This window comes from Pantoea sp. 18069 (assembly GCF_902706035.1).
Taxonomy (GTDB): domain Bacteria; phylum Pseudomonadota; class Gammaproteobacteria; order Burkholderiales; family Burkholderiaceae_C; genus Comamonas.
In genome coordinates, this window is record NZ_CACSJA010000022.1 from 23,233 (window position 1) to 46,340 (window position 23,108).

Annotated in this window: 23 protein-coding genes; 8 read left to right on the forward strand and 15 right to left on the reverse strand. The window is 67.8% G+C overall.

Annotated features, from left to right (window positions below):
* Positions 1–852, reverse strand: a complete 852-nt coding sequence (locus tag GVL12_RS16970) for a MaoC family dehydratase N-terminal domain-containing protein (protein ID WP_159916154.1) — start codon at positions 850–852, stop codon at positions 1–3.
* Between the two features lie 810 nt (positions 853–1,662).
* Between GVL12_RS16970 and mqo the strand changes: the two genes are divergently transcribed.
* The 3 genes from mqo (at position 1,663) to GVL12_RS16985 (ending at position 3,980) form a co-directional block, all read left to right on the forward strand.
* On the forward strand, positions 1,663–3,360 hold the full coding sequence (gene mqo, locus GVL12_RS16975; protein ID WP_159916156.1) for a malate dehydrogenase (quinone): 1,698 nt from the start codon (positions 1,663–1,665) through the stop codon (positions 3,358–3,360).
* Between the two features lie 159 nt (positions 3,361–3,519).
* Complete coding sequence (locus tag GVL12_RS16980; protein ID WP_159916158.1) at positions 3,520–3,693, forward strand: hypothetical protein; 174 nt, start codon at positions 3,520–3,522, stop codon at positions 3,691–3,693.
* A 110-nt stretch (positions 3,694–3,803) separates the two neighbouring features.
* Positions 3,804–3,980 (forward strand): hypothetical protein, encoded by a 177-nt coding sequence (locus GVL12_RS16985; protein ID WP_159916160.1) that lies wholly within the window; start codon positions 3,804–3,806, stop codon positions 3,978–3,980.
* A gap of 18 nt (positions 3,981–3,998) precedes the next feature.
* Here the strand turns inward: GVL12_RS16985 and GVL12_RS16990 are convergent, their stop codons facing one another.
* The 6 genes from GVL12_RS16990 to mltG form a co-directional block, all read right to left on the reverse strand.
* Positions 3,999–4,700 carry an ankyrin repeat domain-containing protein gene (locus GVL12_RS16990; protein ID WP_200843840.1) on the reverse strand — a complete coding sequence of 234 codons (702 nt, stop codon included), beginning with the start codon at positions 4,698–4,700 and terminating at the stop codon, positions 3,999–4,001.
* Positions 4,697–5,503, reverse strand: a complete 807-nt coding sequence (locus tag GVL12_RS16995; RefSeq protein ID WP_159916162.1) for a TatD family hydrolase — start codon at positions 5,501–5,503, stop codon at positions 4,697–4,699. The genes GVL12_RS16990 and GVL12_RS16995 overlap by 4 nt, the downstream gene beginning before the upstream one ends.
* A gap of 91 nt (positions 5,504–5,594) precedes the next feature.
* On the reverse strand, positions 5,595–5,954 hold the full coding sequence (locus GVL12_RS17000; protein ID WP_159916164.1) for a PilZ domain-containing protein: 360 nt from the start codon (positions 5,952–5,954) through the stop codon (positions 5,595–5,597).
* A 46-nt stretch (positions 5,955–6,000) separates the two neighbouring features.
* Positions 6,001–7,011: a DNA polymerase III subunit delta' gene (locus GVL12_RS17005; RefSeq protein WP_159916166.1), complete on the reverse strand. Its 1,011-nt coding sequence runs from the start codon at positions 7,009–7,011 to the stop codon at positions 6,001–6,003.
* Positions 7,008–7,679: a dTMP kinase gene (gene tmk, locus GVL12_RS17010; RefSeq protein ID WP_159916168.1), complete on the reverse strand. Its 672-nt coding sequence runs from the start codon at positions 7,677–7,679 to the stop codon at positions 7,008–7,010. Before tmk ends, GVL12_RS17005 begins: the two co-directional genes overlap by 4 nt.
* Positions 7,680–7,711: 32 nt before the next feature.
* Positions 7,712–8,704 (reverse strand): endolytic transglycosylase MltG, encoded by a 993-nt coding sequence (mltG, locus tag GVL12_RS17015; RefSeq protein WP_159916170.1) that lies wholly within the window; start codon positions 8,702–8,704, stop codon positions 7,712–7,714.
* 45 nt (positions 8,705–8,749) lie between these two features.
* On the opposite strand from mltG, the gene GVL12_RS17020 reads away from it, so the two are divergent.
* Entirely contained in the window at positions 8,750–9,667 is a 918-nt protein-coding gene (locus GVL12_RS17020) for a folate-binding protein YgfZ (protein WP_159916172.1), read from the forward strand.
* A 33-nt stretch (positions 9,668–9,700) separates the two neighbouring features.
* Here GVL12_RS17020 and GVL12_RS17025 read toward each other — a convergent pair whose 3' ends face one another.
* From GVL12_RS17025 to GVL12_RS17060, 8 genes are all read right to left on the reverse strand, one after another.
* Positions 9,701–10,372, reverse strand: a complete 672-nt coding sequence (locus GVL12_RS17025) for an ankyrin repeat domain-containing protein (protein ID WP_159916174.1) — start codon at positions 10,370–10,372, stop codon at positions 9,701–9,703.
* A gap of 34 nt (positions 10,373–10,406) precedes the next feature.
* The gene (locus GVL12_RS17030; protein WP_200843842.1) at positions 10,407–11,267 is read right to left on the reverse strand and encodes a YbgC/FadM family acyl-CoA thioesterase; all 861 of its coding nucleotides are present in this window, start codon (positions 11,265–11,267) and stop codon (positions 10,407–10,409) included.
* A gap of 3 nt (positions 11,268–11,270) precedes the next feature.
* A complete protein-coding gene (locus tag GVL12_RS17035; RefSeq protein ID WP_200843843.1) occupies positions 11,271–12,230 on the reverse strand; it encodes an alpha/beta hydrolase in 960 nt (319 codons plus the stop codon).
* A gap of 277 nt (positions 12,231–12,507) precedes the next feature.
* Positions 12,508–13,059, reverse strand: a complete 552-nt coding sequence (locus GVL12_RS17040) for a hypothetical protein (RefSeq protein ID WP_159916176.1) — start codon at positions 13,057–13,059, stop codon at positions 12,508–12,510.
* 155 nt (positions 13,060–13,214) lie between these two features.
* Positions 13,215–13,733 (reverse strand): hypothetical protein, encoded by a 519-nt coding sequence (locus GVL12_RS26320; protein WP_200843844.1) that lies wholly within the window; start codon positions 13,731–13,733, stop codon positions 13,215–13,217.
* Positions 13,734–14,063: 330 nt separating this feature from the next.
* Positions 14,064–16,613, reverse strand: coding sequence for an AI-2E family transporter (locus GVL12_RS17050; RefSeq protein WP_159916178.1), 2,550 nt, complete (start codon positions 16,611–16,613; stop codon positions 14,064–14,066).
* A gap of 139 nt (positions 16,614–16,752) precedes the next feature.
* On the reverse strand, positions 16,753–17,622 hold the full coding sequence (locus GVL12_RS17055; RefSeq protein WP_159916180.1) for a sensor histidine kinase: 870 nt from the start codon (positions 17,620–17,622) through the stop codon (positions 16,753–16,755).
* Between the two features lie 53 nt (positions 17,623–17,675).
* Positions 17,676–18,476 carry a response regulator transcription factor gene (locus GVL12_RS17060; RefSeq protein ID WP_159916182.1) on the reverse strand — a complete coding sequence of 267 codons (801 nt, stop codon included), beginning with the start codon at positions 18,474–18,476 and terminating at the stop codon, positions 17,676–17,678.
* Between the two features lie 665 nt (positions 18,477–19,141).
* Here GVL12_RS17060 and GVL12_RS17065 point away from each other — a divergent pair.
* The 4 genes from GVL12_RS17065 (at position 19,142) to GVL12_RS17080 (ending at position 23,105) form a co-directional block, all read left to right on the forward strand.
* The gene (locus GVL12_RS17065) at positions 19,142–19,606 is read left to right on the forward strand and encodes a hypothetical protein (protein WP_159916184.1); all 465 of its coding nucleotides are present in this window, start codon (positions 19,142–19,144) and stop codon (positions 19,604–19,606) included.
* A 95-nt stretch (positions 19,607–19,701) separates the two neighbouring features.
* Complete coding sequence (locus tag GVL12_RS17070; RefSeq protein WP_159916186.1) at positions 19,702–20,127, forward strand: hypothetical protein; 426 nt, start codon at positions 19,702–19,704, stop codon at positions 20,125–20,127.
* A gap of 99 nt (positions 20,128–20,226) precedes the next feature.
* Positions 20,227–21,954, forward strand: a complete 1,728-nt coding sequence (locus GVL12_RS17075; protein WP_159916188.1) for a DUF4384 domain-containing protein — start codon at positions 20,227–20,229, stop codon at positions 21,952–21,954.
* Positions 21,955–21,959: 5 nt separating this feature from the next.
* On the forward strand, positions 21,960–23,105 hold the full coding sequence (locus tag GVL12_RS17080; protein WP_159916190.1) for a tetratricopeptide repeat protein: 1,146 nt from the start codon (positions 21,960–21,962) through the stop codon (positions 23,103–23,105).
* The last annotated feature ends 3 nt before the right edge of the window (positions 23,106–23,108 follow it).

The window sequence follows — 23,108 nt, forward strand, 5'->3', positions numbered from 1 at the left end:
TCAAGACAAGGTCGCAGCAGCCTGCATGGCCAGGTTGCCTTCCTCGTCCTGTGCCCACAGCGTCACGGTATGGGAGTCATCCTGGCGGCCACACACCATGAACGGCGCGTTGTCCAGCAGCGGGCGCATGGCCCGGAAATTGAACACCTTGACCCGGGCCTGCGGCAGTTCGCGGCGCAGCAGGTCCAGCAGCAGCGTGGCAATCAGAGGCCCGTGCACGACCAGGCCCGCATAGCCTTCGACCTCGGTCACATAGGGCCGGTCGTAGTGAATGCGGTGGCCGTTGAAGGTCAGCGCCGAATAGCGAAACAGCAGCAAGGCATCTGGCACCAGGCGGCGCGACCAGTGGGCATCAGCCAGGGCGGCAGCACCGGCCGGCGCAGGCTCGTGCGCAGACGGCATGTCGCGGTAGACGATGTCCTGCTCTTCGGCAACGGCCAGCACGCCACCGGCGCGGATTTCATGCCGCAGGTTGACAAACACCAGCGGCCCGGTGCGGCCCTGCTTCATGCGCACGTCCAGGATACGCGAATTGCGCGCCAGTTCCTGGCCCGCTCGCAACGGCTGGTGGAACTCGACGCGGCTGCCGGCCCACATGCGCCGCGGCAGTTCCACCGGCGGCAAAAAGCCACCGCGCAGCGGATGGCCATCGGCGCCGTGCTGTGACTGCCGCGCGGTGGGCAGGAAATACAGCCAGTGCCACAGGGGCGGCAGCGCATCGCCGGCCTGCGGGGGTGGGTCCTGCCGGTCCAGCGTGGCGCTGAGCGCGCGCAGCGGCGCAAGCGTTGCAGTGTCGGCCAGGCTGTCGGTACGGCCTATCCAGCCGCGTAGAAAGTCGATGTCTAACGCCATGATTGCCTGAGTCTCCAAGGGTGGGCAGCTCAAGGTCTGCTCAATGGAGGCAATTCTGAATAGAAAGCAGCTGTCTGGGAAATACTGATATGACATGCACACCATAAGAATATTGGTGAGCCAAGCGCACCTTGCGAAACACCCCTGCCTCGCAATCTGGCCACGGTGACCACTTCTGTCCGCGCGATGGAGGCATGCGCATGCACCGGCTTGCCGAGGTCCATGGGGCTTGCATCCTCGCCCGCACTTCCTCCAGGCACCGCGCAAGGACAGAACGCATGACCTTGATGGATCGAAGACATTTGCTGTGTAGGATTACAGCCCGCTTCATGACCGGGCACACTGTCGTGCCGCGACGGTGGGCTGCTTCGGCTCCCAGCCAGTCGCGCGCACCGACACCGGTCACATTCAAGCCATGAGGCGGTCATGCCCCCTATGCGGCATTGGACCGGGTTGTCGCAGAGCGTGCGGCCAGCCACGATGAATGAATGGAGTCAGGCGCGCCCGGTATCGCAGTCCGGTGTACGCGCAAGGCTGACCACCAGGCATGTCCGGATCCCGTCCCGGTTCGGTGATCTGCTGAAGCTGCGGCCTGACGGCCGTACCAGCGAATGCCGCCGGCACCGCATTCTTCAAGTGCTTGCCCCGGGGTCAGCGCATGAAGACGGCGGGCTTTTTCAGGACCTGGCTTGTGCACGCCAGCCAGAACAGGTTGTCGATCATTGATCGAAAGTGCTCTGGAGAGGGCGCCGAGCCGTGCGCAGTTTTCTTTCCATTCAAACCGATTCGCCAACGAGACGGAGTATGCTCATGCGGAAATTCAAGATATGGGGCGCGAGCCTGCTGGCCCTTTTTGCACTTACGGGTGTGCTGTTCCTCTATTGGCCGCTTTATGAGCGGTCGGTGCCCGCCGCCGAAAACGACCAGCCTGTAGACGTGGTGCTGGTGGGCGGCGGCATCATGAGCATCACGCTGGCCACCTACCTGCAGGAGCTGCAGCCGGACCTGAACGTGCAACTGTTTGAACGCCTGGATGGCGTGGCCCTGGAAAGCTCCAACGGCTGGAACAACGCCGGCACCGGGCACTCGGCCTTCGCCGAGCTGAACTACACGCCAGAGCTGCCGGACGGCTCCATCGAGACCACGCGAGCGATCGGTATCGCCGAGCAGTTCGAGGTCTCGCGGCAGTTCTGGTCTCACCAGGTCAAGCAAGGCCGCCTGCCGCAGCCGTCGGACTTCATCAACGCGACCCCGCACATGAGCTTCGTCTGGGGTGAAGACCGCATCGAGTACCTGCGCAAGCGCCACGAGGCGCTGGTCAAGAATCCTATGTTCTACGGCATGCAGTTCACCACCGACCCCGCGCAGATCAAGCAGTGGGCACCGCTGGTGATGGAAGGGCGCGATCCCGGCCAGAAGGTCGCCGCGACCTATATGCCGCTGGGCACCGACGTCAATTTCGGCGTGATCACCAACGAGTTGACACGTAGCCTGCAGCGCAACCCCAACTTCAAGCTGCAGGTGCAGCATGAAGTCACCGCGCTGCGCCAGGACGGCGACAAGACCTGGAACGTCACCGTCAAGGACCTCAAGAGCGGCCAGGAACGCACCGTCAAGTCGCGCTTCGTCTTCATCGGCGCTGGCGGCGCCGCGCTCAAGCTGCTGCAGCTGTCCGGCATTCCCGAAGCCAGGGACTACGCGGGCTTCCCGGTCGGCGGCCAGTTCCTGGCGCTCAAGGCGCCGGCCGTGGCCGAGCGCCACAAGGTCAAGGTCTACGGCATGGCCGAGACCGGCTCGCCGCCAATGTCGGTGCCGCATATCGACGCGCGCAAGCTCGACGACAAGCCGGTGGTGCTGTTTGGCCCCTTCGCGCTGTTCAGCACCAAGTTTCTGAAGGAAGGCTCCTGGTTCGACCTGTACTCATCGGTCACCCATGACAACGTGGCGGGAATGTTGAAGGTTGGCGGAGAAAACCTGGACCTGGTGAAGTATCTGCTGCAGCAGGCCAACTTGACCGACGCCGATCGCCAGGCCGAGCTGCTCAAGTACTATCCCAACGCCAAGCGCGAGGACTGGGAACTGGTCACCGCCGGCCAGCGCGTGCAGGTCATCAAGCGTGACCCTGAAAAAGGCCCCATCCTGCAGTTCGGCACCGAGATCGTGACGGACAAGGACAAGACCATCGCTGCCCTGCTGGGCGCCTCGCCGGGTGCGTCGACCGCGCCCCCCATCATGCTGAACCTGCTGGCCCAGGCTTTCCCCAAGGAAATGAACGCTGGCTGGAAGGCAAAGCTCCAGGACATCGTTCCGTCCTACGGCCGCAAGATCAACGACAGCGCGGCACTGACCAACGAAATCCGCGCCATGACGGGCCAGGCACTGAATCTGCCGTACCTGGAAGTGCCGGTGAATGCGCAGGGCACTGCCGCGGACCAGGTTCCAGCCACGCCATCGCCGGCCGTGCCAGCGGAATCACGCAATGCCGATACGGCAATGCAAGCGCTGTAAGTCAACCTATTGCAGGACGGGTGCATTCCCCAATGGGGAATGCATGGTGACAGCATCGCCCAGCCAGCGCAGCGCAACGGCAAGCTTGCCGATAGCCCTTGGGCTTGCATCCTCGCCTGCACTTCTGCATGCTATGGAGAACATCCAAGGAGGCTGCACATGCCACACACCGAATGGTTCAAGACCGAGGAAGAGGCCCATGCGTATGCGGAGCAAGCGGGGCTGACTAACTACAAAGTCATTGCGCAGCCCGGGCCCCTCTCGGAGATGATGCCGCTCGGGGGCCAGGAAGGCATTCCCGCGATCCGTTTCGTCATCGAGCCCTTGGACTAGGCGCTGCGTAGTCCGGGTCTTTTATTTGGCTCGAATGAGGGCATCGCGCCTACAGCATCCCATGCCGTCTTGCGCCACCCTGGGAGCACCACCGTACCAGGAGCGACCCCATGACCCAGCCAAGAACGCCAGAATCGCTTCCAGAGGATGAGGAAATGGACCCCGTGGGCAAGCCTTATCCCGAGCAGGAGCCTCTTGCGCCTGACGACGCCACGCCCGCCGACGGCGACGACCCGCCCCACCCGCCGTTCTCGCCGAGCAACGAACCCGACATCGCGCCGGAATAGGATTCCGATGGGCCCTGCTCACCAGCCGGGTTTGCGCCCCGGCTGCGTGCTGCGCTGGCGCCGCTGGGCCTGGGTCAGGATGTCGACCAGGTAGTCGCGCGAGGCCTGGCGGGCGAAGTCCACGGCGGTCCAGCCGCGCTGGTTCCTGGCCAGCGGGTCGGCGCCGTATTTGAGCAATTGGGCCACCACGTCTTCCGAGCTGTATTGCGCGGCCATCATCAGCGGCGTCGTGCCGTTGGGCGATGGCGCATCGACCGGTGCGCCCCTGCGCACCAGCAGTTGCACCATGGCCAGGCTGTCGGGCAGCGCCGCCGAAGTCGCGTAGTGCAAGGCGCTCCAGCCCTCCTTGTGGACTGCGGCGCCGCGGTCGAGCAGCTTGCGCGCGATCGCCAGATGGCCCTTGATGGCGGCCATCATCAGCGCGCTTTCGCCCTGGGCGCTGGTTTCATCGAGGCGTATGCCCGGCGACTGCAGCAGCACGTCGAACACGCGCAGCGAATCGCGGTGCAGCGCAGCGACCAGGCCGGGGCGGCCGCGCGAATCGCGGGTGTTCGGGTCGGCGCCACGGAAAATCAGGTTGACCATGGCCTTGGCGTTGTCCTGGATCAGCGCGCGATCAAAATCCACGGCGGTGTCGGCCCGGGCCAGGCCCGCGAGGGCCAGGGCGCTGGCGGCGCCGGCGGATTGCAGCCAGAGGCGGCGGGTAGGCAATCGGGTCAAGAAACCACCCCCTTGAACAAGGCGTCGAAGTTGGCGCTGGTCAGTGCCGCGATCTCTTCGACCGGCATGCCGCGTACGGCCGCGATCTGCCTGGCAACGTAGGGCACATAGGCCGGGCTGTTGGTCTTGCCGCGGTAGGGCATGGGCGCTAGATAGGGGCTGTCGGTCTCGATCAGCATGCGGTCCAGCGGCACGAAGGCCGCGACATCGCGCAGGTACTGCGCGTTCTTGAACGTCACGATGCCCGAAAACGAGATGTAGTAGCCCAGGTCCAGCGCCGCGCGCGCGACTTCGGCGGTTTCGGTGAAGCAGTGCAGCACGCCGCCGGCCTGGTCGGCCGAGCCGTCCTCGCCCTCCTCGCGCAGAATGCCCAGCGTGTCGTCGGAGGCGCTGCGCGTGTGGATCACCAGCGGCTTGTGGCAGGCGCGCGCCGCGCGGATGTGCACGCGAAAGCGCTCGCGCTGCCATTCGAGGTCGGCAATCGTGCGCCCGCCCTTGCGGTCTTCCATGCCGTAATAGTCGAGACCGGTTTCACCGATCGCGACCACGCGCGCCAGGGCTGCGCGCTCGAGCAGGTCCTGCACGCCGGGCTCGGTCATGTCTTCGGTGTCGGGGTGCACGCCCACGGTGCACCAGAAGTTGTCGTACTGGGTGGCCAGCGCATGCACGTCCGCGAACTCTTCCATGGTCGTGCAGATGCACAGCGCGCGGTCCACCTGGGCCTGCGCCATCGCGGCGCGGATTTCCGGCAGATTCTGCGCGAGCGCGGGATAGTTCAGGTGGCAGTGGGAATCGGTAAACATCAAAAACTCTCAAAACAAAAATGCCGACCCACGACTTCGGCGCGTGCCGAAGTGGCTGCGGATCGGCATGCAGCCGCCGGAATGCGCGCTGCTACACCGTTTGCGTGGCCTTGTCCCAGGCCAGCGCGCCGCCGAGGATCTGTTCGATCTTGGCCTTGAGCTGGCCCGATTTCTCGTCCTGGGGGAACTGTATGCCTATGCCCTGCGTGCGGTTTCCCGCGGCGCGCGCGGGCGTGACCCAGGCGACCTTGCCGGCGATGGGGTAGCGCTGCGTTTCTTCGGGCAGCGTCAGCAGCACGTAGACATCGTCGCCAAGCCGGTACTCGCGCGGCGTGGGCACGAAAATGCCCCCGCCGGCAAACATGGGGATATAGGCGGCGTACAAGGCTGCCTTTTCCTTGATGGCCAACTGCATGACGCTGGGGCGCGGCGTGGTGGGGGTCAGGCTCATGGGAATGGGTGCAATGGGTTGCCTCGGACCCGCAGAATGCCGGCCCTCATGCCCTGGAGTTTAGGACGCTTCGGCCCCGCGCGACAAGCGCTTCGAGCATCAGGCCCGCATTGAAGGGGTGTTCGGCAGTGCGCAGCGCGGCCGACAGCTCCTTGCTCCATGCGGCGAGCTGCGCCAGCGATGCCGGCGCGGGCAGGTCTGCGGGCGCGAAATAGCGCGGCGCGGCGCCGCAGGCGCGCGCGAGCTGGTCGTGGCAGATCTTCTGCAGCACGCCTATCACCTGCGCGGGCGCCAGATCGGAGAATGCCGACACATCGCCTTGCGCCAGGGCCCGGGGCAGTTGCGTCCAGGCCTGGGCCGGCCGGCCGCTGCGCGCCAGCGCCAGCGCGTCTTCGGGACGTCCGCCCGAGGCCTTGAGAAAGGCCTGGGCAGCGGCCGCGTCCAGCCCCTGGGCTTCAAGCCAGACGCGCATCGCGTCCTCCTGCGGCCAGGCCATGGTGTGGATCAGGCAGCGGCTGCGGATGGTCGGCAGCAACTGGTGGGCCGACTCGCTGGCGAGCACGAAGCGCACGTCGCCCGGGGGCTCCTCCAGCGTCTTGAGCAAGGCGTTGGCCGTGATCGCATTCATCTGCTCGGCCGGATAGACCAGCACCGCCTTGCCGCGCCCGCGCGCGCTGGTGCGCTGCGTGAACTCGACGGCATCGCGCATCGCGTCGACGCGGATTTCACGGCTGGCCTTGCGCTTCTTGTCGTCGATATCGGCCTGGGCCTTTTCCGCCAACGGCCAGCCCAATGCCAGCATATGGGTTTCGGGCATCAGCACGCACAGGTCGGCATGGGCGCGCACGTCGATCGCATGGCAGCTGGGGCATTGGCCGCAGGCCTGGCCGTCGGCCGCCGACTCGCACAGCCAGGCGCGAACCATTTCAAGGCCCAGCGCGTACTGGCCCAGACCCGAGGGGCCCTGCAGCAGCCAGGCGTGACCCCGCTGGGCCAGCAGCGCCTGGCGCTGGGCTGCGATCCAGGGCGCGACTGCGGGGCGTTCCACGGCGCTCATGCCGCGTCCTGGTCGGCAGGCGCGGGCAGCCAGCCGCGGCCCGCGAACGCCGTCTGCAGCTGGTGCCAGACCCGCGCGCGCTCGTGGTTGGCGTCGATGCGCGCAAAGCGCTGCGGCGCGGCCGCGGTGCGCTCGGCATAGCCCTGGGCGACGCGGCGAAAGAACGCGAGCGGCTGGGCCTCGAAGCGGTCGGGCAGCCGGGCATGCGCAAGCCGTTCGGCCGCGACTTCGGGCGGCAGGTCGAACCAGACGGTGAGATCGGGTTCGCGCAGTTGCGCGGGATCCGGCGCGACGCCGGTCTGCGCCATGCGCTCGAGCTGGGCGAGCTGGGCCAGATCAAAGCCCCGGCCCGCGCCCTGGTAGGCGAAGGTCGCGTCGGTGAAGCGGTCGCAAAGCACCACGTCGCCGCGCGCGAGCGCGGGCTCTATCACCTGCACCAGGTGGTCGCGCCGGCCCGCAAAGGCCAGCAGCGCCTCGGTCAACGGGTCCATGGCGTCGTTCAGCAGCAGCGCGCGCAGCTTCTCGGCCAGCGGCGTGCCGCCGGGCTCGCGCGTGAGCACCACGCGCCGGCCATGGGCGCTGAACGCCTCGGCCAGCGCGCTGATGTGCGAGGACTTGCCCGCGCCATCGATGCCTTCAAATGAAATAAACAGGCCGGTACGGCTCATCGTCAAAAATCCTCAATGCGGCGGACGCTGGCTCAGCGTCCGCGCTGGTAACGGTTCACAGCCCTATTGTGCTCGTCGAGCGAAACGCTGAATTGGCTGCTGCCATCGCCCCGGGCAACAAAATACAGCGCCGGGGTAGCTGCGGGCTGCACGGCGGCCATCATCGACGCCTTGCCGGGCATGGCGATCGGCGTAGGCGGCAGGCCGCTGCGGGTATAGGTATTCCACGGCGTATCGGCGCGCAGGTGGCTGCGGCGCAGATTGCCGTCAAACGCTTCGCCCAGGCCGTAGATCACCGTGGGGTCGGTCTGCAGCAGCATGCCTATGCGCAGGCGGTTGATGAACACGCCCGCGATCTGCGCGCGGTCGCTCGCGCGCCCGGTTTCCTTCTCGACAATGCTGGCCAGCACCAGCGCGTCCTCGGGCGAGCGCAGCGGCAGGTCGGCGGCGCGCATTTCCCAGACCTGCAGCAGGCGCCGGTCCATCGCGTGCACGGCGCGGCGCAGCACGGCCATGTCGCTGCTGCCCTTGGCATAGGTATAGGTGTCGGGGAAAAAGCGGCCTTCGGGCGCGACGCCGGGCTTGTCCAGCGCGGCCATCAGCGCTTCGTCGCTCAAGGCCACGCTGTCCTGGCGCAGGAATTCCTCGCGCGCCAGCGCCGCGCGCACCTGGCGCCAGTTCCAGCCTTCGACCAGCGTCACCGCCCGCAGCGACTCCTCGCCACGCGCGAGCTTTTGCAGCAACTGGTAGGGTGTCGTGCCCGCGGGAATTTCGTAGTTGCCGGCCTTGATCAGCCGGTCCTTGCCCGAGACGCGAAACCAGGCGTAGAGCAGCCGTGCATCGGTCTGCACGCCGGCCTTGACCACATTGCGCGCCACACCGCGCGGCGTCGTGCCGGGCTCGATCTCGAGTTCGAGCACAGGCGCGCCTTGCGCCAGCGGCTGCAGCAGCCACCAGGCAGCCGCGCCCCCGGCGACCAGCGCCATCAACACCAGAAAAAGCAGTCCTTGGAAAAATCTACGCACAAGCTTTACCGCCCCATGAAAGTGACCGGGCATCATAATTCACCCATGACCCAGTCCTTCCATGGCATTGCCCCCATTTCCCACCTCGGCGTTATTCGCGTGCAAGGCGAAGACGCCGCCAGCTTTCTGCACAACCAGCTCACGCAGGACTTCGCGCTGCTCGACCTGCAGCACGCGCGCCTGGCCGCCTTCCTTTCGGCCAAGGGCCGCATGCAGGCCAGTTTCATCGGCTTCAAGCGCAGCGCCACCGAAGTGCTGCTGGTCTGCAGCCAGGATCTGCTGGCGACCACGCTCAAGCGCCTGTCGATGTTCGTGCTGCGCTCCAAGGCCAGGCTCAGCGACGCCACGGCCGAATTCGCACTCCACGGGCTGATCGGCGACGCGGTGGCCGCGGCCGCGGGCCAGCCCCAGGTCGCGCCCTGGGACAAGCAGGACCTGGGCGACGCGCACCTGGTCCACCTCTACCCTGCGGCCGGCCAGCCGCGCGCGCTGTGGGTCGCGCCCCTGGGCACGCCCGCGCCCCAGGCCGCCGCCCTGTCCGCCGAAGCCTGGCTCTGGAGCGAAGTGCAAAGCGGCGTGGCCACGCTCACGGCGCCGCTGTTCGAGCTGTTCGTGCCGCAGATGCTCAACTACGAATCGCTGGGCGGCGTGAACTTCAAGAAAGGCTGCTATCCCGGCCAGGAAATCGTCGCACGCAGCCAGTTCCGCGGCACGCTCAAGCGCCGCGCCTACATCGTGCAGTCCGAGGCCGCGCTCGAAGTCGGCATGGAAGTGTTCGCGGCCAGCGATGCCGAGCAACCCACGGGCACCGTGGTGCAGGCGGCGCCCGCTCCCGGCGGCGGCTGGCTGGCCCTGGTGTCCATGCAGATCGCGTCGGCCGGCGAAGCCCTGCATGCGGGCAGCGCCAGCGGGCCGGCACTGACTATCGAGCCCCTGCCCTACACGCTGCTCGACGATATCTGAGGCCGGGCGGGCAACGCCCGCGTGCCCGGCCCTTCAGCGCGCGCCCGCGGCGCGCAAAATGCGTTCGGTTTCGGTATGGCCGCGCCGCACCGCATGCTGCAGCGGCGTCACGCCGTCGGCGTCCGCCAGCTGCACATCGGCACCGGCATCGACCAGCGCCTGCACGATCTGCTGGTGGCGCGGCCCGCCGTCGCTGAGGATGATGGCCTCGAGCAGCGCCGTCCACCCCAGCCGGTTCACATGGTCCACGGCCACGCCCGCGTCGATCAGCCGGCGCACGGTGTCGACATGACCGCGCTCGCTCGCCGGAATCAAGGCCGTGCCGCCAAAGCGGTTGGTGCTGCGCAGATCGGCGCCCTGGGCCAGCGTCATGGTCAGAATCTCCAGGAGGCCGCGCGCGCCCGCATAAAGATAGGGACTGTCCTGGAGACGGTCCTTGGCGTTGACGTCGGCGCCCGCACCGATCAGTGCCCGGGCCGCCCGGATGTGATTGGCCTGCGTGGCGACCAGCAAGGGCGTGCGCCCCTGGGCATCGCGTGCGTCTATGGCTGCACCCTGGGCCAGCAGCTGCGCAATGGCGCGCGCGTCGTCGCGCCCCGCCGCCTGGTGCAACGGCGTCGTGACCGCCGCTGCGGCCGGCTCAATGGCCTGGGCCTGGGGCAGCCCCAGCACCATCGCCGCACTCAAGGCCAGTAGATTGCGCATGGAATGGTCCCGGTGAAGTGGTCACGCGCGCGTTTCAGAAACTGCGCACCATGGTGATGTGCTCGATGCCGGCTTCGTCGTAGGGCGCGCCCTGGGGCAGAAAACCCGCGCGGCGGTAGAAGCCTTCGGCCGCGCACTGGGCATGCAGCTGCACTTCGCGGTCGCCGCGCGCCTGCGAGGCCGCGACCAGCGCGTCCAGCACCTGGCGGCCCAGGCGGCTGCCGCGCAGGTCGCGGTCCACGGCCAGGCGGCCTATGCGCCCCACGCCCGGCGACTCGGTGATCAGCCGGCCCGTGGCCACGGCCTGCTCCAGGCGGTTGTAGACGACCACATGGCGCGCCGCTTCGTCGCGCCCGTCGACTTCGAGCGCCGGGTCGATCTGCTGCTCGCGCACGAACACTTCCATGCGCAGGCGCAAGGCATCGCGGCCCAGCAGGTTCCAGTCGCCCGAGCGCAGTTCGGTGAACGCGCGGCCGGCCTCGAACTCGTCGATCAGCGTGCGCAACGCCGCCGGCACGGGCCGCGAAGTCTGCGTCGCCGGGTCGGCAAACACATAGACCAGCTCGACGCTGGTGAGCAGCGCCGTGCCGCAGAAAATGCCCATCTCGAAGCGCATGGACGAATTGCCTATGCCCGCGCAGCGCACGCCCACATCCAGCACATCGCCATAGCGCGCCGACGCGCGGTACTCCACGGTGGCTTTCTTGACGTAGAGTTCGCCGCCCAGCCGCGCAAAGCCGGCGTCGTAAGGCAAGGCCAGGGCGCGCCAATACTCGCTGATCGCCGTGTCGGCGTACATCATGTAATGTGCATTGAAGACAATTTTCTGGGCGTCCACTTCGGCCCAGCGCACGCGCAGGCGGTGAAAACAGCGAAACGATTCTCGGTGCAACATAGCTCAGTTCTCCAGTCCAAAAGCCACGCGCAGCGCGCGTGCACAGTCCGCATGGGCCTGGCGCGCTTGGGGAACCGCGCGGCCCATCTTGATGAATTCGTGGGTCACGCCACGGTAGATTTCGAGGTCCACGGCAACGCCCGACGCGCGCAGCCGGTCGGCATAGGCCACGCCTTCATCGACCAGCGGATCGCACTCGGCCAGACACACAAAGGCCGGTGCCACGCCGTCGAGATCATGGGCGTTGAGCGGCGCAAAGCGCCAGTCCTCGCGGTCCGCAGGGCTGCGCACGTAGTTGCCGAAGAACCAGGTGATGCTGGCCTCCTCGAGCACCATGCCATGCGCGAAGCGGCGGTGCGAATCGGTGTCCTGGTGGGCGGTCGTTCCCGGGTAGATCAGCAACTGCAAGGCCAGCGCCAGGCCTGCATCGCGCGCCAGCACGGCATTCACCGCGGCAAGCGTGCCGCCCGCGCTGTCGCCTGCCACGGCCAGGCGCGCGGGGTCGGCGCCCAGCGCCCGGGCATGCAGCGCCAGCCATTGCAAAGCGTCCCAGGCATCGTTGCTGGCCGTGGGAAAGCGGTGTTCGGGCGCGAGCCGGTAATCGAGCGAGACCACCATGCAGCCAGACTGGCGCGCGAGTTCGCGGCACAGCACGTCGTGCGTTTCCACACTGCCGATGGTGAAGCCGCCGCCGTGCAGATACAGCAGCGCGGGCAAGGCGCCGGCGCCAACCGGTGCGGGCGCATACAGCCGCGCCGCCATGGCATGGCCGTCGCGGGCCTGCACATGCAGGTCTTCGACACGCGCCAGCGCGGGCCTGGCGATTTCCAGCACGCCCGAGCCCGCGGCATAGGCGGCGCGCGCGGCTTGCGGGGAAAGGCTGTGCAAGGGCGGGCGCGCAGCCCGCTGCATGCGGCGAATCACATCGCGCATCTGCGCGGTCAACAGGGTTTGGGGGTCCACAGGGTTCACGGTCGGCATCGCGGCAGCGCCTGCCGCAAGCACCAGGGGCGGCAATCCCCGGGCGGCCGTGGCAGGCCTTGAGAACAAAAGAGGTGCCGGCGCTCGCCGACAGTACGCCCGCCATCATGCCCCAAGCCGGGGCCTGCGCGCGCCTGGCAGCAGCTTTCCCTGTATCCCGATGGTTCATGCGCCTCCCAGCCCCAGGGGCACCGAGGGGGGCCAGCCCGTATGGCGGCCAGAGGCACGCCAGCGGCAAAGCCGCTCAGGGCGCTTTATTTCATCGGCACTTGCGCTTGAAGTTCACGGCCACGGGGCTGGAATAGCCATAGCCCAGCACGACCGCCACGCCTTCATAGGCGCAGCGCTCATGTTGCGGCCAGCGCCCCATCGAGGGGCCCATGTCCGACCAGCGCTGCAGGCCCGCCCCTGCGGCATCAGGCCCCGCGGAAGGCTCGCGTTTCCTGCCCATCCGGGTCGTCGACGGTTCGCGCGCGTACTGCCCCCAGCGCATAGGCGGCTGGGTGGCGGCAGCGCCTGGGTCGGAAGGTGATCCCACGCCGATCCGGAAAGCGGCGCTGTAGTGGTAAGAGTCGAGTCCGCCGCAATCCGCTTCCAGGGCCAGCGGGCTGTGCAACACGGGCTGGGTGATGGCCTGCAGCGGCACCTGCTGGGGCCGCAGGCCCAGCCGGTGGGCAATCTCCACCGCCATCATCTGCTTGATCCTGAACAGGTCGGCGGGCTTGAGCGTGCAGGCCATGCCCGTGGCCGGGCCCATCAGGGCCGCGGCACCTGCGATGGCCGCGGCACAATGCTTGATTTTCTGGTGCATCCAATTCTCCTTTGACACCCCACCCCGAGCGGCGGCAGCCGGCGCAAGGCCAGCCATGCGGTGGCTCAGGTGGGAAGATGGCCATCGCCGGGCGGCGGCGGTGGCTGGGTCCAGGCGCGCGGCAAGGCCGCGCAGCCTGCACGGCGTCAGCGGCGTCAGCGGCATCTGCGCTCGAAGTTCACGGCCACGGGGCTGGCCTGGCCATAACCCAGCACGACCACCACGCCTTCGTAGGTGCATTGACGCTGCCGGCCCGGGGCAGGCAATGGCCCGTAGCCGGGCCAAGGTCCGGATCCGGGTCGGGGCCCGGCTTCCGGTCCGGCACCCGGCCAGGGCCTGGGCCCTGGATCCGGCCCCGGGCCCGGCCAGGGGCCGGGACCCGGTCCATGCCGTCCAGGCTGCGAGACACGGAACCCGGCGGTATGGTGGTATGCAGCGAGTCCGCTGCAATCGGCGCCCAGACCGAACGGCGTGAGCAAGCGCGGCTGGGTGATGGCACTGAGCTGGATCTGCTGGGGTCGCATGCCCAGCCGGTGGGCAATCTCGTTGGCCATCAGTTGCTTGATCCTGGCGGGATTCTCGGGCACGAGGCTACAGGCCATGCTGGATGCCGACGCCAGCGCGGCGACACCCCCCAGCAGAATCGTTGCGAGATGGCTGATCTTGGGTTGCATAAAGATTCTCCTTGCAGACAAAACAGGTCTTTTCCCCTGACGGCTGCCCGCTGGCATCAGCAGCGGCCGTCATTTGCAGTATGGGAAGCGTCGTGGTTCGCGGAAAAAGAACAACTGCTGTCAGCATTGGCATCGCCTGGCATGGGCATGCGCCGACGCCGGCGCCATTGAAGCGCCGCCCCCTCTGGCGTGGCTTGCGGCAGCAGGATCAATGCGCTCGCCGTGCGAGAGCGGCGCCTTGTCCATCTTTTGCAACACCCGGGGCGCGGGCCTTGCTGGTCAAAAGTACGCGCGTGCGCCCTTCATCCTTGGGCAGGCGCAAGCCGCAGTTCAGACCATGGCCGGCCCTGCACCCGGCACGATCAGCGCAGCCGAATCCGCCGCCGGCCCGGCGGCAGGCGCTGCGGGTGCCGAAGGCCCCGCGTCCGGCGGCGGCGGCACTTCGGCGCTGCGCGACAGCGTGGCCTGCAGCTGCCGCGCCATGTCGTTGAGCAACGCGAACTCATTGGCCGCGAGGCTGCGCGGCACGGTGTCCATGATGCAAAAGCTCCCCAGCACCATCCCGTGCCGGTCACGCAGCGGAACACCGGCGTAAAAGCGCAGCCGCGCCGACTGCAGCAGCGGGTTGTCGGCAAAGCGCGGGTCGCGCGCGATGTCCTCGACCTGCAGGTCGCTCGCGCCATGCACCACATAGGAGCAGATCGACAGGGCGCGCTCCAGGCCGCCGCTGTGCGTGCCGTCACCAGGCGACGTCAGCAGCGTGCCCGGCGTATGGACCCAGTCGGCGTCGACCAGCGAGACCTGGGCAAAAGGCACATGGAACGCATTCGCCGCATGCACCACCATGTCATGGATGGCGCCAGTGTGGTTCGCGTCCAGCCAGCCGCTGGCATTGAGCGCCGCCACCCGCGCCACGTCGTCCTCGCCCACGGGCGCGGCGCGCGGCCCGGCATGGGGTGAAGACGCGAGCATGGCATCGGCACGCAGGCGCAATTCGCGCACGCTGGTGGTGAGCGCCTGCACACCCAGCTGGGCTGCAGCGCTTTCGGCCAGCAGCGCGGGCGGCGCATTCCACAAGGCCAGCACGATGCGCAGCCCGGGCCAGCGCCTGTGCAGCCGGCGGCAGATCTGCCGCACCTGGGCCTGGGGCTGGGGGGTGAAGACCGACAGGCACAGCAGCTCGACGTCCCCCCAGCTGGCGTCGTCGGGCGCCTGCATGCGTGCGCTGAGCGCATGCGCCGAATGACTGGCCGCATGGCCACCGAGCGCCAGTGCATGCGCCATGGCCGCGGCCGCGAGGGCGTCGACTTCCCAGCGCGCGCCCACGCAATGCACGCGCGGGCGCAGCGCAGCATCGGCGTCGGCCGACGCGCGCACAGGGTACTGCTCCGCCAGCTCGGCCAGCAGCAGCTCCATGCCCTGGGCCAGACGCAGCCGGTGCGCGGCCGTGGCCGCGTCCGTGTGGTGGCTGGTGGCCACGCGCAGCGCCGGCATCACCACCTCGTCATAGAGCCGGGTCACGCCGTCGCTGACCTGTGCCGCAGTCGGCCTGGCCGGCAGCAGCACGTCGACGGCATCGGTGCACAGCTCGATCGCCTCCTCCACGTCGCCGCCGAGCAGGCGCTGGTAGAGGCGCCGCGGCGCATCGAGCACCGGCGCGTTGCCCAGCAGCACTTCGATGAACTTCAGCGCCGGCAGGTAGCGCCCCAGCACCAGCAGGCATACCGTCAGCGGCGTCGAGAGGATCAGCCCGACGGGCCCCCACAGTGCCGTCCAGAACGTGGCCGCGACAATGATGGACAGCGTGGACAGGCCGGTGCTCGCGCCATAGAGCCAGGGCTCGACCACGTTGTTGCTGATCAACTCGAGCAGCAGGATCAGGCACAGCGTCCAGAGAAACATGTTCCAGCCCGGGTCGACCGCGAACGCCAGCGCCAGCGGGAAAACCGCCGACACCATGGGCCCCACATACGGCACGAAGCGCATGATCGCCGCGACCACGCCCCAAAGAATCGCCCCGGGCACGCCAATGAACCAGAGCCCGGCCGCCATCGGAATCCCATAGCTCGCATTGACGATGAACTGCATGCGCAGGTAGCGGCCTATGCGCTCGGACGCTTCATCGAGCGCATTCGTCGCCAGATGCAGGTTGCCGCCCATCAGGCGCAGCAGACGGTCGCGCAGGTCATCGCGGTCCAGCAGGATCAGCACCACGAACAGCAGCACGATGCCGGCCATCAGCACCGGCTCGCTGACGCGGTCCAGCCAGGCCGTGAACTGGGCCATGGGCTTGAGCTCCACGGGCTGGATCTCGACTTTCTGCACGCGCGGCGCGGGCGTGCGGCCACCGGGGCTGGCGATTTCCCTTTCGACCGTGTCGTAGGTCTTGCGCGCGCCGTCCCATACGCTGGGGCCGCTGGCGAACTTGCGCAGATCGCGCAGCTTGGTGCGGATGGTGTTCTGGTAGGTCGGCAGATCGGCACTCAGCTGGCTGACCTGGTTGCCCAGGTAGGCGCCCATGCCACCGAGCGCGCCCAGGGTGATCGTCACCACCAGCAGCGTGGCCGCCATGCGCGACAGGCCCCAGCGCTTGAGCCGGCTCACGGCGGGATCGAGCAAAAAGCCCAGCAGCAGCGCCAATGCGAGCGGCACCAGCAGTTCGCGCCCGAAGAACAGGCCGGAAATCACCAGCGCGGCAATCAACAGGCCGATGAGCACGCGCAAGGCCGGCAGCATCGATGCGAGCTGTGCGAAGACCGGCGCTTCGACCGGCCCCCGGTCCTGCGCTTCGGGACGGTTGCGGCCGGGATCTGCGGCTTCGCCCTGTGCAGGTGCAGGCTGCGGCCGCAAAGGGGCGGGGTCAGGGAAGGTCTCGGGCATGGCTTGGACGGTGGATGGCAGAGAAAGGCAGCAAGCGTCCATTGCATCCCAAAGCACCATGCAGGCCTGTCAGCCGGGACCGCGAAACACTGCGCCGGCGCGGGCTGCAGATGCAGGCGACGCCTCCCGCAGCGCGGGATCAGCGGCGCGGCCCCGCGACGGGCCAGCGCACATGCACGCCCATGCCACGGCCGTCGATTCCCTGCACGCGCTCGAGCTGCGCACCGGCCCGTGCCGCGCGGTCGGCCATGCCCTGCAGCCCCTTGCCAGCCGATGACGCGCCCGGCACCTGCGCCAGGCCCACGCCATCGTCGCGCACGCGCAGATGCCATTCGCCCTGGTGCTGCTGCAGCGTGACTTCGAGCTCCGTCGCTTGCGCATGCTGGAGCATGTTGCTCAGCGCTTCCTGCACGATGGCGGCAATGTGCTGCGCGGGCTCGCCCGCGGGCAGCCCCGGCTGATGGCTGTGCGGCACCTCCCACTGCCAGCGTATGCCCCGGCGCTCGAGCACCGGCTGCAGGCGGTGGCGCAGGATGGCCAGGCGATCGGTCAACATGCACTGGTCGCCGTCCATGCTGTCGACCAGCAGCCGCAGATCGAGCAGGCAATGCTCGAGCACCGCGTGCAGCTGGCGTTGCTGCCGGTCGCTGGTGTCCAGCAGCATCGAGGCATTGACCAGTTGAGAACCGACGGCATCATGCAGCGTGCGCGCAATGCGCTGGCGTTCCCGCTGGATTTCGCGCGAGGGGCGCGGATTGCGCCGGCGGCGCCAGATCCAGGCACGCCGTGACTGCAGTCCCAGCCAGGCACCGACCAGGACCCAGCTTGCCAGGGCCGCGCCAGCCCAGACCGCAAACGCGGTATCCGGCTGGCGCGGCGGCTGCAGCCGCCCGCTGTCCAGAAACCAGCACAGCAGGGCGAAGGGGAAAAGCCACAGCAGCAGCACCAGCAGCGCCAGCAATGCGGCCAGATCGGCACGGTGCAGGGAGTGACCGAACATGGTTGGCATGGCGCATGCCGCTCAGTCAGCACCTGTCCCGCCCGGGCGGGGCGGCCTGCACATCAGAACATCCCCCGCAGCGACGCAAAGCGTACCGCCTGGGCCCGGGTGCGCACCTGGAGCTTGCGGTAGATGTTCTTGATATGGGTGTTCACGGTCATGCTGCTGATGGCCAGCCGCACGCCGATCTCCACGCTGGTATAGCCCCCGGCCACCATGCGCAGCACTTCACGCTCGCGCGCGGACAGGCGCTCGGCCTCGTCGGGCTGGCGCCGGCGCACTTCCTCGACCGCGGTCTTGTCGAAGCGCTGCAGCAGGCGGCGCGCGAGATTGGGCGTGATCGATGCCCCGCCGTTGGCCACCTGCAGCACCGCCATCGGGTAGTCGCCAAACCATGAATTCTTGATCAGGTAGCCGGTGGCGCCGAGCTCGAACGCGCGCAGCACCAGGTCATCGCTTTCCATGATGGACACCACCACGGCCTCGGCCGAAGGATGGACGGTCTTCATGAAATCGATCAGGTCCAGCCCTTCGCCATCGCCCAGGTGCATGTCGACCAGCATCACGTCGAAAGCGTGCTGGCGGATGGCCTTGCGCCCTTCCTTGATGCTGCCGGCCTGCGCCACCACCAAGGTGCGCTCGTCGGCCATCAGCTCCTGCGCAATCACCATGCGGATATGTGCATCGTCATCGACCAGCAGCACGCGCACCGGCTTGTCCACTTGTCCGATCAGAAAATTGGGCCAGATCCGGGCGCTCGGGTACGCGGGTATCTGGGGGAAGGAGTGCGGCTGCAGCGTGGGTGCGGCCGCCGTGCAGGCCGGGCTCTGGGCCTGCACTCCTGTAGGACTGTCGATGGGCATGAGAAATACTCCCTCTACAGAAACAAGCGTCTAGTGCTTACAGGGACAGCTTTGGCGTCGAATGAATCGGGCACGAAATGATGATGAAACAAATATCTACATTTAATTCCATAAAAATACATTAATTACAAAATTTACCTTTAGTTACTAATTAACAAGGGATGAATGACCGCTTGCTGTAACCCGTGCCGACAAACGGCACCCCGTGGCCTGCGGCGCAAGGCCCGCGGGCCTGGCTGCAAAACCCGGGAAATGCGGAGCTGCCACGGCGCGCCGGGGCGGCCGGGCGAGGCCTTGCTCCAGCCAGGAATCCGGGTTGAGAAAGCCCGCCGCAAACGGCGCCAAGCGAACGGCATGGCACCCTTGTGCTCGTTTCAATTTGCCAATGTTGCCTTGCTTGCACCTTGTTACTACCCCGTGGGTGGCGTTCCATGCAGTGGCCGCGGAGGCCGCGAGACGCTTGCAAGCAGTGGCATTTGGCCCGGCGCAGACGCTACAAATTGTTGCCGGCAGGCTACCGCCAACGGGCGATACAGCAAACCGGCACGGGCTTGCACAGTAGCTACTAGGCAAAGCGCAATGGCGCTGATTCTTGCGGGAACCAGCAGCGTTTTGTCCGTAACCGCCCGGGCGCTCCGCGCCGCCCTTGAAATGAAGGAACTGTCATGAAAAAGCTTGCCATTCTCTCTCTGAGCCTGATTTCTGCGGGTGCATTTGCCTTCACCTTTCCCCAACCGCCACAGCCACCAACCCAGCCTTCCGGGCCGCAGATCAATGTCAACGCTCCGTCGGTCCAGGTCACATCGCTGTCGCATTCGGCGGTCATCAACAGTGCCACCTGGGGTGGCGACGCTCGCCAGAACCTGGCCAGCAACAGCGGCAACGTGAACATCAACGCCAACTCGGTGCAGGTGGCACAGGCTCGCAGCAGCGCCATCATCAACACGGCCAGCGGCAGCGGTGCCAAAGCCACGCAGAGCCTGGCGACCAACCTGGGCCACGTCAACGTGAACGGAGCGCAGCTGCAACTGGTCGCAGCCAAGCGCTCGTTCATCAGCAACAGCGCCTATGGCAATTCGAGCGCCGTGCAGAACCTGTCGACCAACAACGGCTGCCAGACTTGCAACTGATGCTGGTCTGACCGGGTTGCCCGCAGCCCAGGCCGGTGCTTGCACGCTGCATGTGCGGCGTCAACGCCGGCCTTTTCACCGAATGGAGGCTTGCCATGACATTTCCCACCATCGCCGTGACCGCACGCATTTCCTGGGGCCTGCTGCTGCTCGCAGCCATTGCGGCCCCCGCTGCTGCCGCTCCTGGAGAAGACCCGCTGGTACTGACCACGCCGGTCGAACATCTCAGCATGCCCTGGGCCCCCGCAGCGCCCTCCAAGGGCCTGGAGACCGAGGACGGCATTCCCTCTGCGATCCAGGCCAAGGTCGCGCGCTACCTGGCGAAATCCATGTCTGCCAATGCCGAGGGCATCCAGACCGATGCCGATGCGATCACCACGAACGCCACCCAGGGCCTGCGCCGCTCCTGCACGCAGGAGATTGCAAGCAACACCGACGCCGCAGCCGGCAGGTACGGCCCGAACACCAGCCCCGCACAGATCGTGGTGCTGCGCGGCGACCTGATCAACGCCTGCCGCTGACCCGCGCCCACGGCCGCCCCCGGGCCTGGAGCACATCCAGCCGACAAGAACCCCCTCATGCCACGGCATCGATCTGCCTGCCCTTTGCGGAGCTGCACCATGGACCATCCCGACCGCTTTCGGCACGACGTGCCGTCCTCACGCCCGCATGCTGCGCGCAGTCGCCGCGGGCCAGGCCTGCTGGCCGCCGCGCTGGGCCTGAGCGCCCTGCTCGCAGGCTGCACAGCGCCGCTGAACGCCAGGAAGGACGCCGTATTCCAGAGCTATGGCTATGCGGAAAACCGGCCCACGGTGCGGCCCGTGCGCTCGATATCGAGCTTCTCGGACTCGCTGATGTGCATGGACCGCCTGCTGCGCGAAACCGGCATGCCGACCATCCTGATCACCAGCAAGCAGTTGCCCGACTACTCGGGGCGCGTGGCCGTCGCGACCAAGGAAATGGTGATCACCGCGCTCTCGCAGATGTCGCGGCTGAGCAATGCGTTTCGCTACGTCGACTATGAAGTCGATATCGCGCGCCAGGACACGGTGCAGAACCTGACCACCATCCTGCTCAACAACAACCAGATGCAGCTCCAGCGGCCCGCACTCTATATCTCGGGCGCGATCTCCTTTGTCGACCAGAACGTGCTGCGCAACGATTTCGACGTCGGCACCTCGGCCAGCCGGCTCGAAACCGGCTACAGCCGCAACCGCAACGCCACCGTCATCGGACTGGAAATGCACCTCGGCGAGTTCCGCAACCGCACCCTCATTCCCGGGCTGGACTCGGCCAACGAGGTGATCATAGGCAATGGCGGCCAGGGCCTGGACCTGGCGGGCCGCATCGGCAGCTATGGCGTGCAGTTCACCGTCGGGCGCGACTATGCCCAGGGCTCGGGCCCGGCCGTGCGCACGCTCGTCGAGCTGGGCATGATAGAGCTGCTGGGCAAATGGGCGCGCGTGCCCTACTGGCAATGCCTGACGCTGGAGCAGACCCATCCCGACTTCCAGCGCCAGCTGCGCGACTGGTACGAGGAGTCGGGCCCCGACGCGCGCCAGCAGCTGGTGCAGCGCTCGCTGATCCGCAAAGGCTATCTGCCGCTGTCCTCGCAGGTGCTGAGCCCGCAAAGCGGCGCACTGCGCACCGCGCTCGCGCGCTTCCAGGCCGACCAGGGCATGGTCGTCACGGGCGTCACGGACTTCAGCACCTATGAGCGCGCGCTCAGCGGCTTTGTCGGCGTGGGTCCCGACGGCAAGCTCACCCGCATCGGCTGGGCCAGCGCGAATGGGCGCAGTCTCGCACTGCCCGGGCAGGCAGGCGCGGGTGGCGCGGGCCTGGCGGTCGCCGAGCGCATGATCGACATGCAGATCGAGAACATCTCGCTCGACCGCTCGACGTTCGAGGTCGGCGAGCAGATCTTCGTGTCGGCCACCGTTTCGCGCACTTCCTTCATGAGCTGCTACATGTCCAGCGCCCAGGGCACCGTGATCCGCCTGCTGCCGAACAGCACCAACCCCTCGGGCTGGGTGTCGGCCAACCAGGCCGTGCGCATTCCCGACTGGATGAGCCCGTATCCCGGCTTCCTGATGGACGCCGGCAGCCCGGGCAGCGAAGGCGTGGCCTGCTATGCCACGGGCAATGACATCGGCAAACAATTGCCCGCGGCGTTCCAGGTCGCGCCCTTCCAGCCCATGGCCGGCATCCGCACGCTCGATGACGTGACCGCCGCCATGCAAAAGGCTGCGGGTGCCGATGGCTTCAGTACCCAGCGCCTGATGTGGCAGGTCGTGCCGCGCCGCGCTGCGCCTGCCGGCGTGCCGCCTGCTGCGCCTGCCGCACGGTGAGCCCCATGCCCACGCCAAGCACACGCACCCACCGCAGGAGCTGGGCAGGAGGGGGCCTGGCCCTGGCCCTGGGCCTGCAGTTCTGGGGACCGGCGATGGCACTGGCCACGGGTCCGCTGTCCGCGGAGCAGCCATCGCTGCGCACCTCCGCGCCCTCGCAGCTCGCCAAGCCGCCCGCCATCGACCCCGCCCGGATGCAGCCCGACACGCCCGCGGTCAGCGGCGCCGGCCCCCGGCAGCAGCGCCAGGCCCAGGCGCTCAAGCAGTTGCGTGCCCAGGCGGACGATACCGCGCCGCGCAAGGGCCCGCCCGCCGCCCGCCAGGCCGCGCAGCGCGACGCCGCCTGGCTGCTGGGCCTGCTGTCCCTGCATGGCACGGGTACTGCGCACGACCCGGCAGCCGCACGCCAGTGGTTTGCGCGCGCCCAGGCACTGGGCCATCCGCTCGCGGCAGCCGGGCTGGCCTGGTGTGCGATCGACGGCTGCGGTGGCCCGCCCCAGCCGGGTGCGGCCGCGCCCTGGATCGCGCAGTTGCGCCGCAGCGACCCCGCACGCGCGGACTACCTCGATTGGCTGCGCGGGCAGCAGCTCGCGCCCTTGCAGGACACAGACCGCGCCGCCCCTGCGCGCATGGCCGCAAACCGGCTGCTCGCGCGCGCCGCCGCGGGGGGCAACCCCGCGGCCCAGGTCGAATACGGACTCGCACTGCTGGAGAATGGCCAGCGCGAGGCCGCCCTGCTGCAGTTTCGCCAGGCTGCAGCGCGCTCGCCAGCCGCAGCGGCCAACGCCGAGTGGCTGCAGATGACCTCGGCCAGCAAGCCGGCCGATCGCAACGTCGAACAAAGCGCCCAATGGCTGGCCGAAGCCAAGCGCTACCACCGCGGCGAGGGAGTCCCCGCCAACTACACCGAAGCCCTGCGGCTGTACCAGCGTGCGGCCAACGCCGGCAATGCCGAGGCACGGCGCATGCTGCAAACGATTTATTCACGCCCCGGGCCCGTGGGCGGCATCGATATCCCCTGGATGCAGCAGCTCGCGCGCCTGAACCTCGACGCGCTGGGCCAGGCCGTGCCCGGCACCCTGGCAAGCGTGCACGCGTTCGCGCGCGACCCTACGCCCTTGTATGACCTGGTGCCGGCGCAGTGGCGATAAGCG

Excerpts from the sequence above, each read along its gene's own strand:
- mqo (WP_159916156.1), top strand. The coding sequence starts at position 1,663 with ATGCGGAAATTCAAGATATGGGGCGCGAGCCTGCTGGCCCTTTTTGCA.
- GVL12_RS26320 (WP_200843844.1), bottom strand. The coding sequence starts at position 13,733 with ATGCAACCCAAGATCAGCCATCTCGCAACGATTCTGCTGGGGGGTGTC.
- GVL12_RS17060 (WP_159916182.1), bottom strand. The coding sequence starts at position 18,476 with ATGCCCATCGACAGTCCTACAGGAGTGCAGGCCCAGAGCCCGGCCTGC.
- GVL12_RS17005 (WP_159916166.1), bottom strand. The coding sequence starts at position 7,011 with ATGAGCGCCGTGGAACGCCCCGCAGTCGCGCCCTGGATCGCAGCCCAG.
- GVL12_RS16985 (WP_159916160.1), top strand. The coding sequence starts at position 3,804 with ATGACCCAGCCAAGAACGCCAGAATCGCTTCCAGAGGATGAGGAAATG.
- GVL12_RS17040 (WP_159916176.1), bottom strand. The coding sequence starts at position 13,059 with ATGCACCAGAAAATCAAGCATTGTGCCGCGGCCATCGCAGGTGCCGCG.
- GVL12_RS16970 (WP_159916154.1), bottom strand. The coding sequence starts at position 852 with ATGGCGTTAGACATCGACTTTCTACGCGGCTGGATAGGCCGTACCGAC.
- GVL12_RS17065 (WP_159916184.1), top strand. The coding sequence starts at position 19,142 with ATGAAAAAGCTTGCCATTCTCTCTCTGAGCCTGATTTCTGCGGGTGCA.
- GVL12_RS17000 (WP_159916164.1), bottom strand. The coding sequence starts at position 5,954 with ATGAGCCTGACCCCCACCACGCCGCGCCCCAGCGTCATGCAGTTGGCC.
- GVL12_RS17055 (WP_159916180.1), bottom strand. The coding sequence starts at position 17,622 with ATGCCAACCATGTTCGGTCACTCCCTGCACCGTGCCGATCTGGCCGCA.
- GVL12_RS17080 (WP_159916190.1), top strand. The coding sequence starts at position 21,960 with ATGCCCACGCCAAGCACACGCACCCACCGCAGGAGCTGGGCAGGAGGG.
- GVL12_RS17025 (WP_159916174.1), bottom strand. The coding sequence starts at position 10,372 with ATGCGCAATCTACTGGCCTTGAGTGCGGCGATGGTGCTGGGGCTGCCC.
- GVL12_RS17020 (WP_159916172.1), top strand. The coding sequence starts at position 8,750 with ATGACCCAGTCCTTCCATGGCATTGCCCCCATTTCCCACCTCGGCGTT.
- tmk (WP_159916168.1), bottom strand. The coding sequence starts at position 7,679 with ATGAGCCGTACCGGCCTGTTTATTTCATTTGAAGGCATCGATGGCGCG.
- GVL12_RS17030 (WP_200843842.1), bottom strand. The coding sequence starts at position 11,267 with ATGTTGCACCGAGAATCGTTTCGCTGTTTTCACCGCCTGCGCGTGCGC.
- GVL12_RS16995 (WP_159916162.1), bottom strand. The coding sequence starts at position 5,503 with ATGTTTACCGATTCCCACTGCCACCTGAACTATCCCGCGCTCGCGCAG.
- GVL12_RS17070 (WP_159916186.1), top strand. The coding sequence starts at position 19,702 with ATGACATTTCCCACCATCGCCGTGACCGCACGCATTTCCTGGGGCCTG.
- GVL12_RS16980 (WP_159916158.1), top strand. The coding sequence starts at position 3,520 with ATGCCACACACCGAATGGTTCAAGACCGAGGAAGAGGCCCATGCGTAT.
- GVL12_RS17075 (WP_159916188.1), top strand. The coding sequence starts at position 20,227 with ATGGACCATCCCGACCGCTTTCGGCACGACGTGCCGTCCTCACGCCCG.
- GVL12_RS17050 (WP_159916178.1), bottom strand. The coding sequence starts at position 16,613 with ATGCCCGAGACCTTCCCTGACCCCGCCCCTTTGCGGCCGCAGCCTGCA.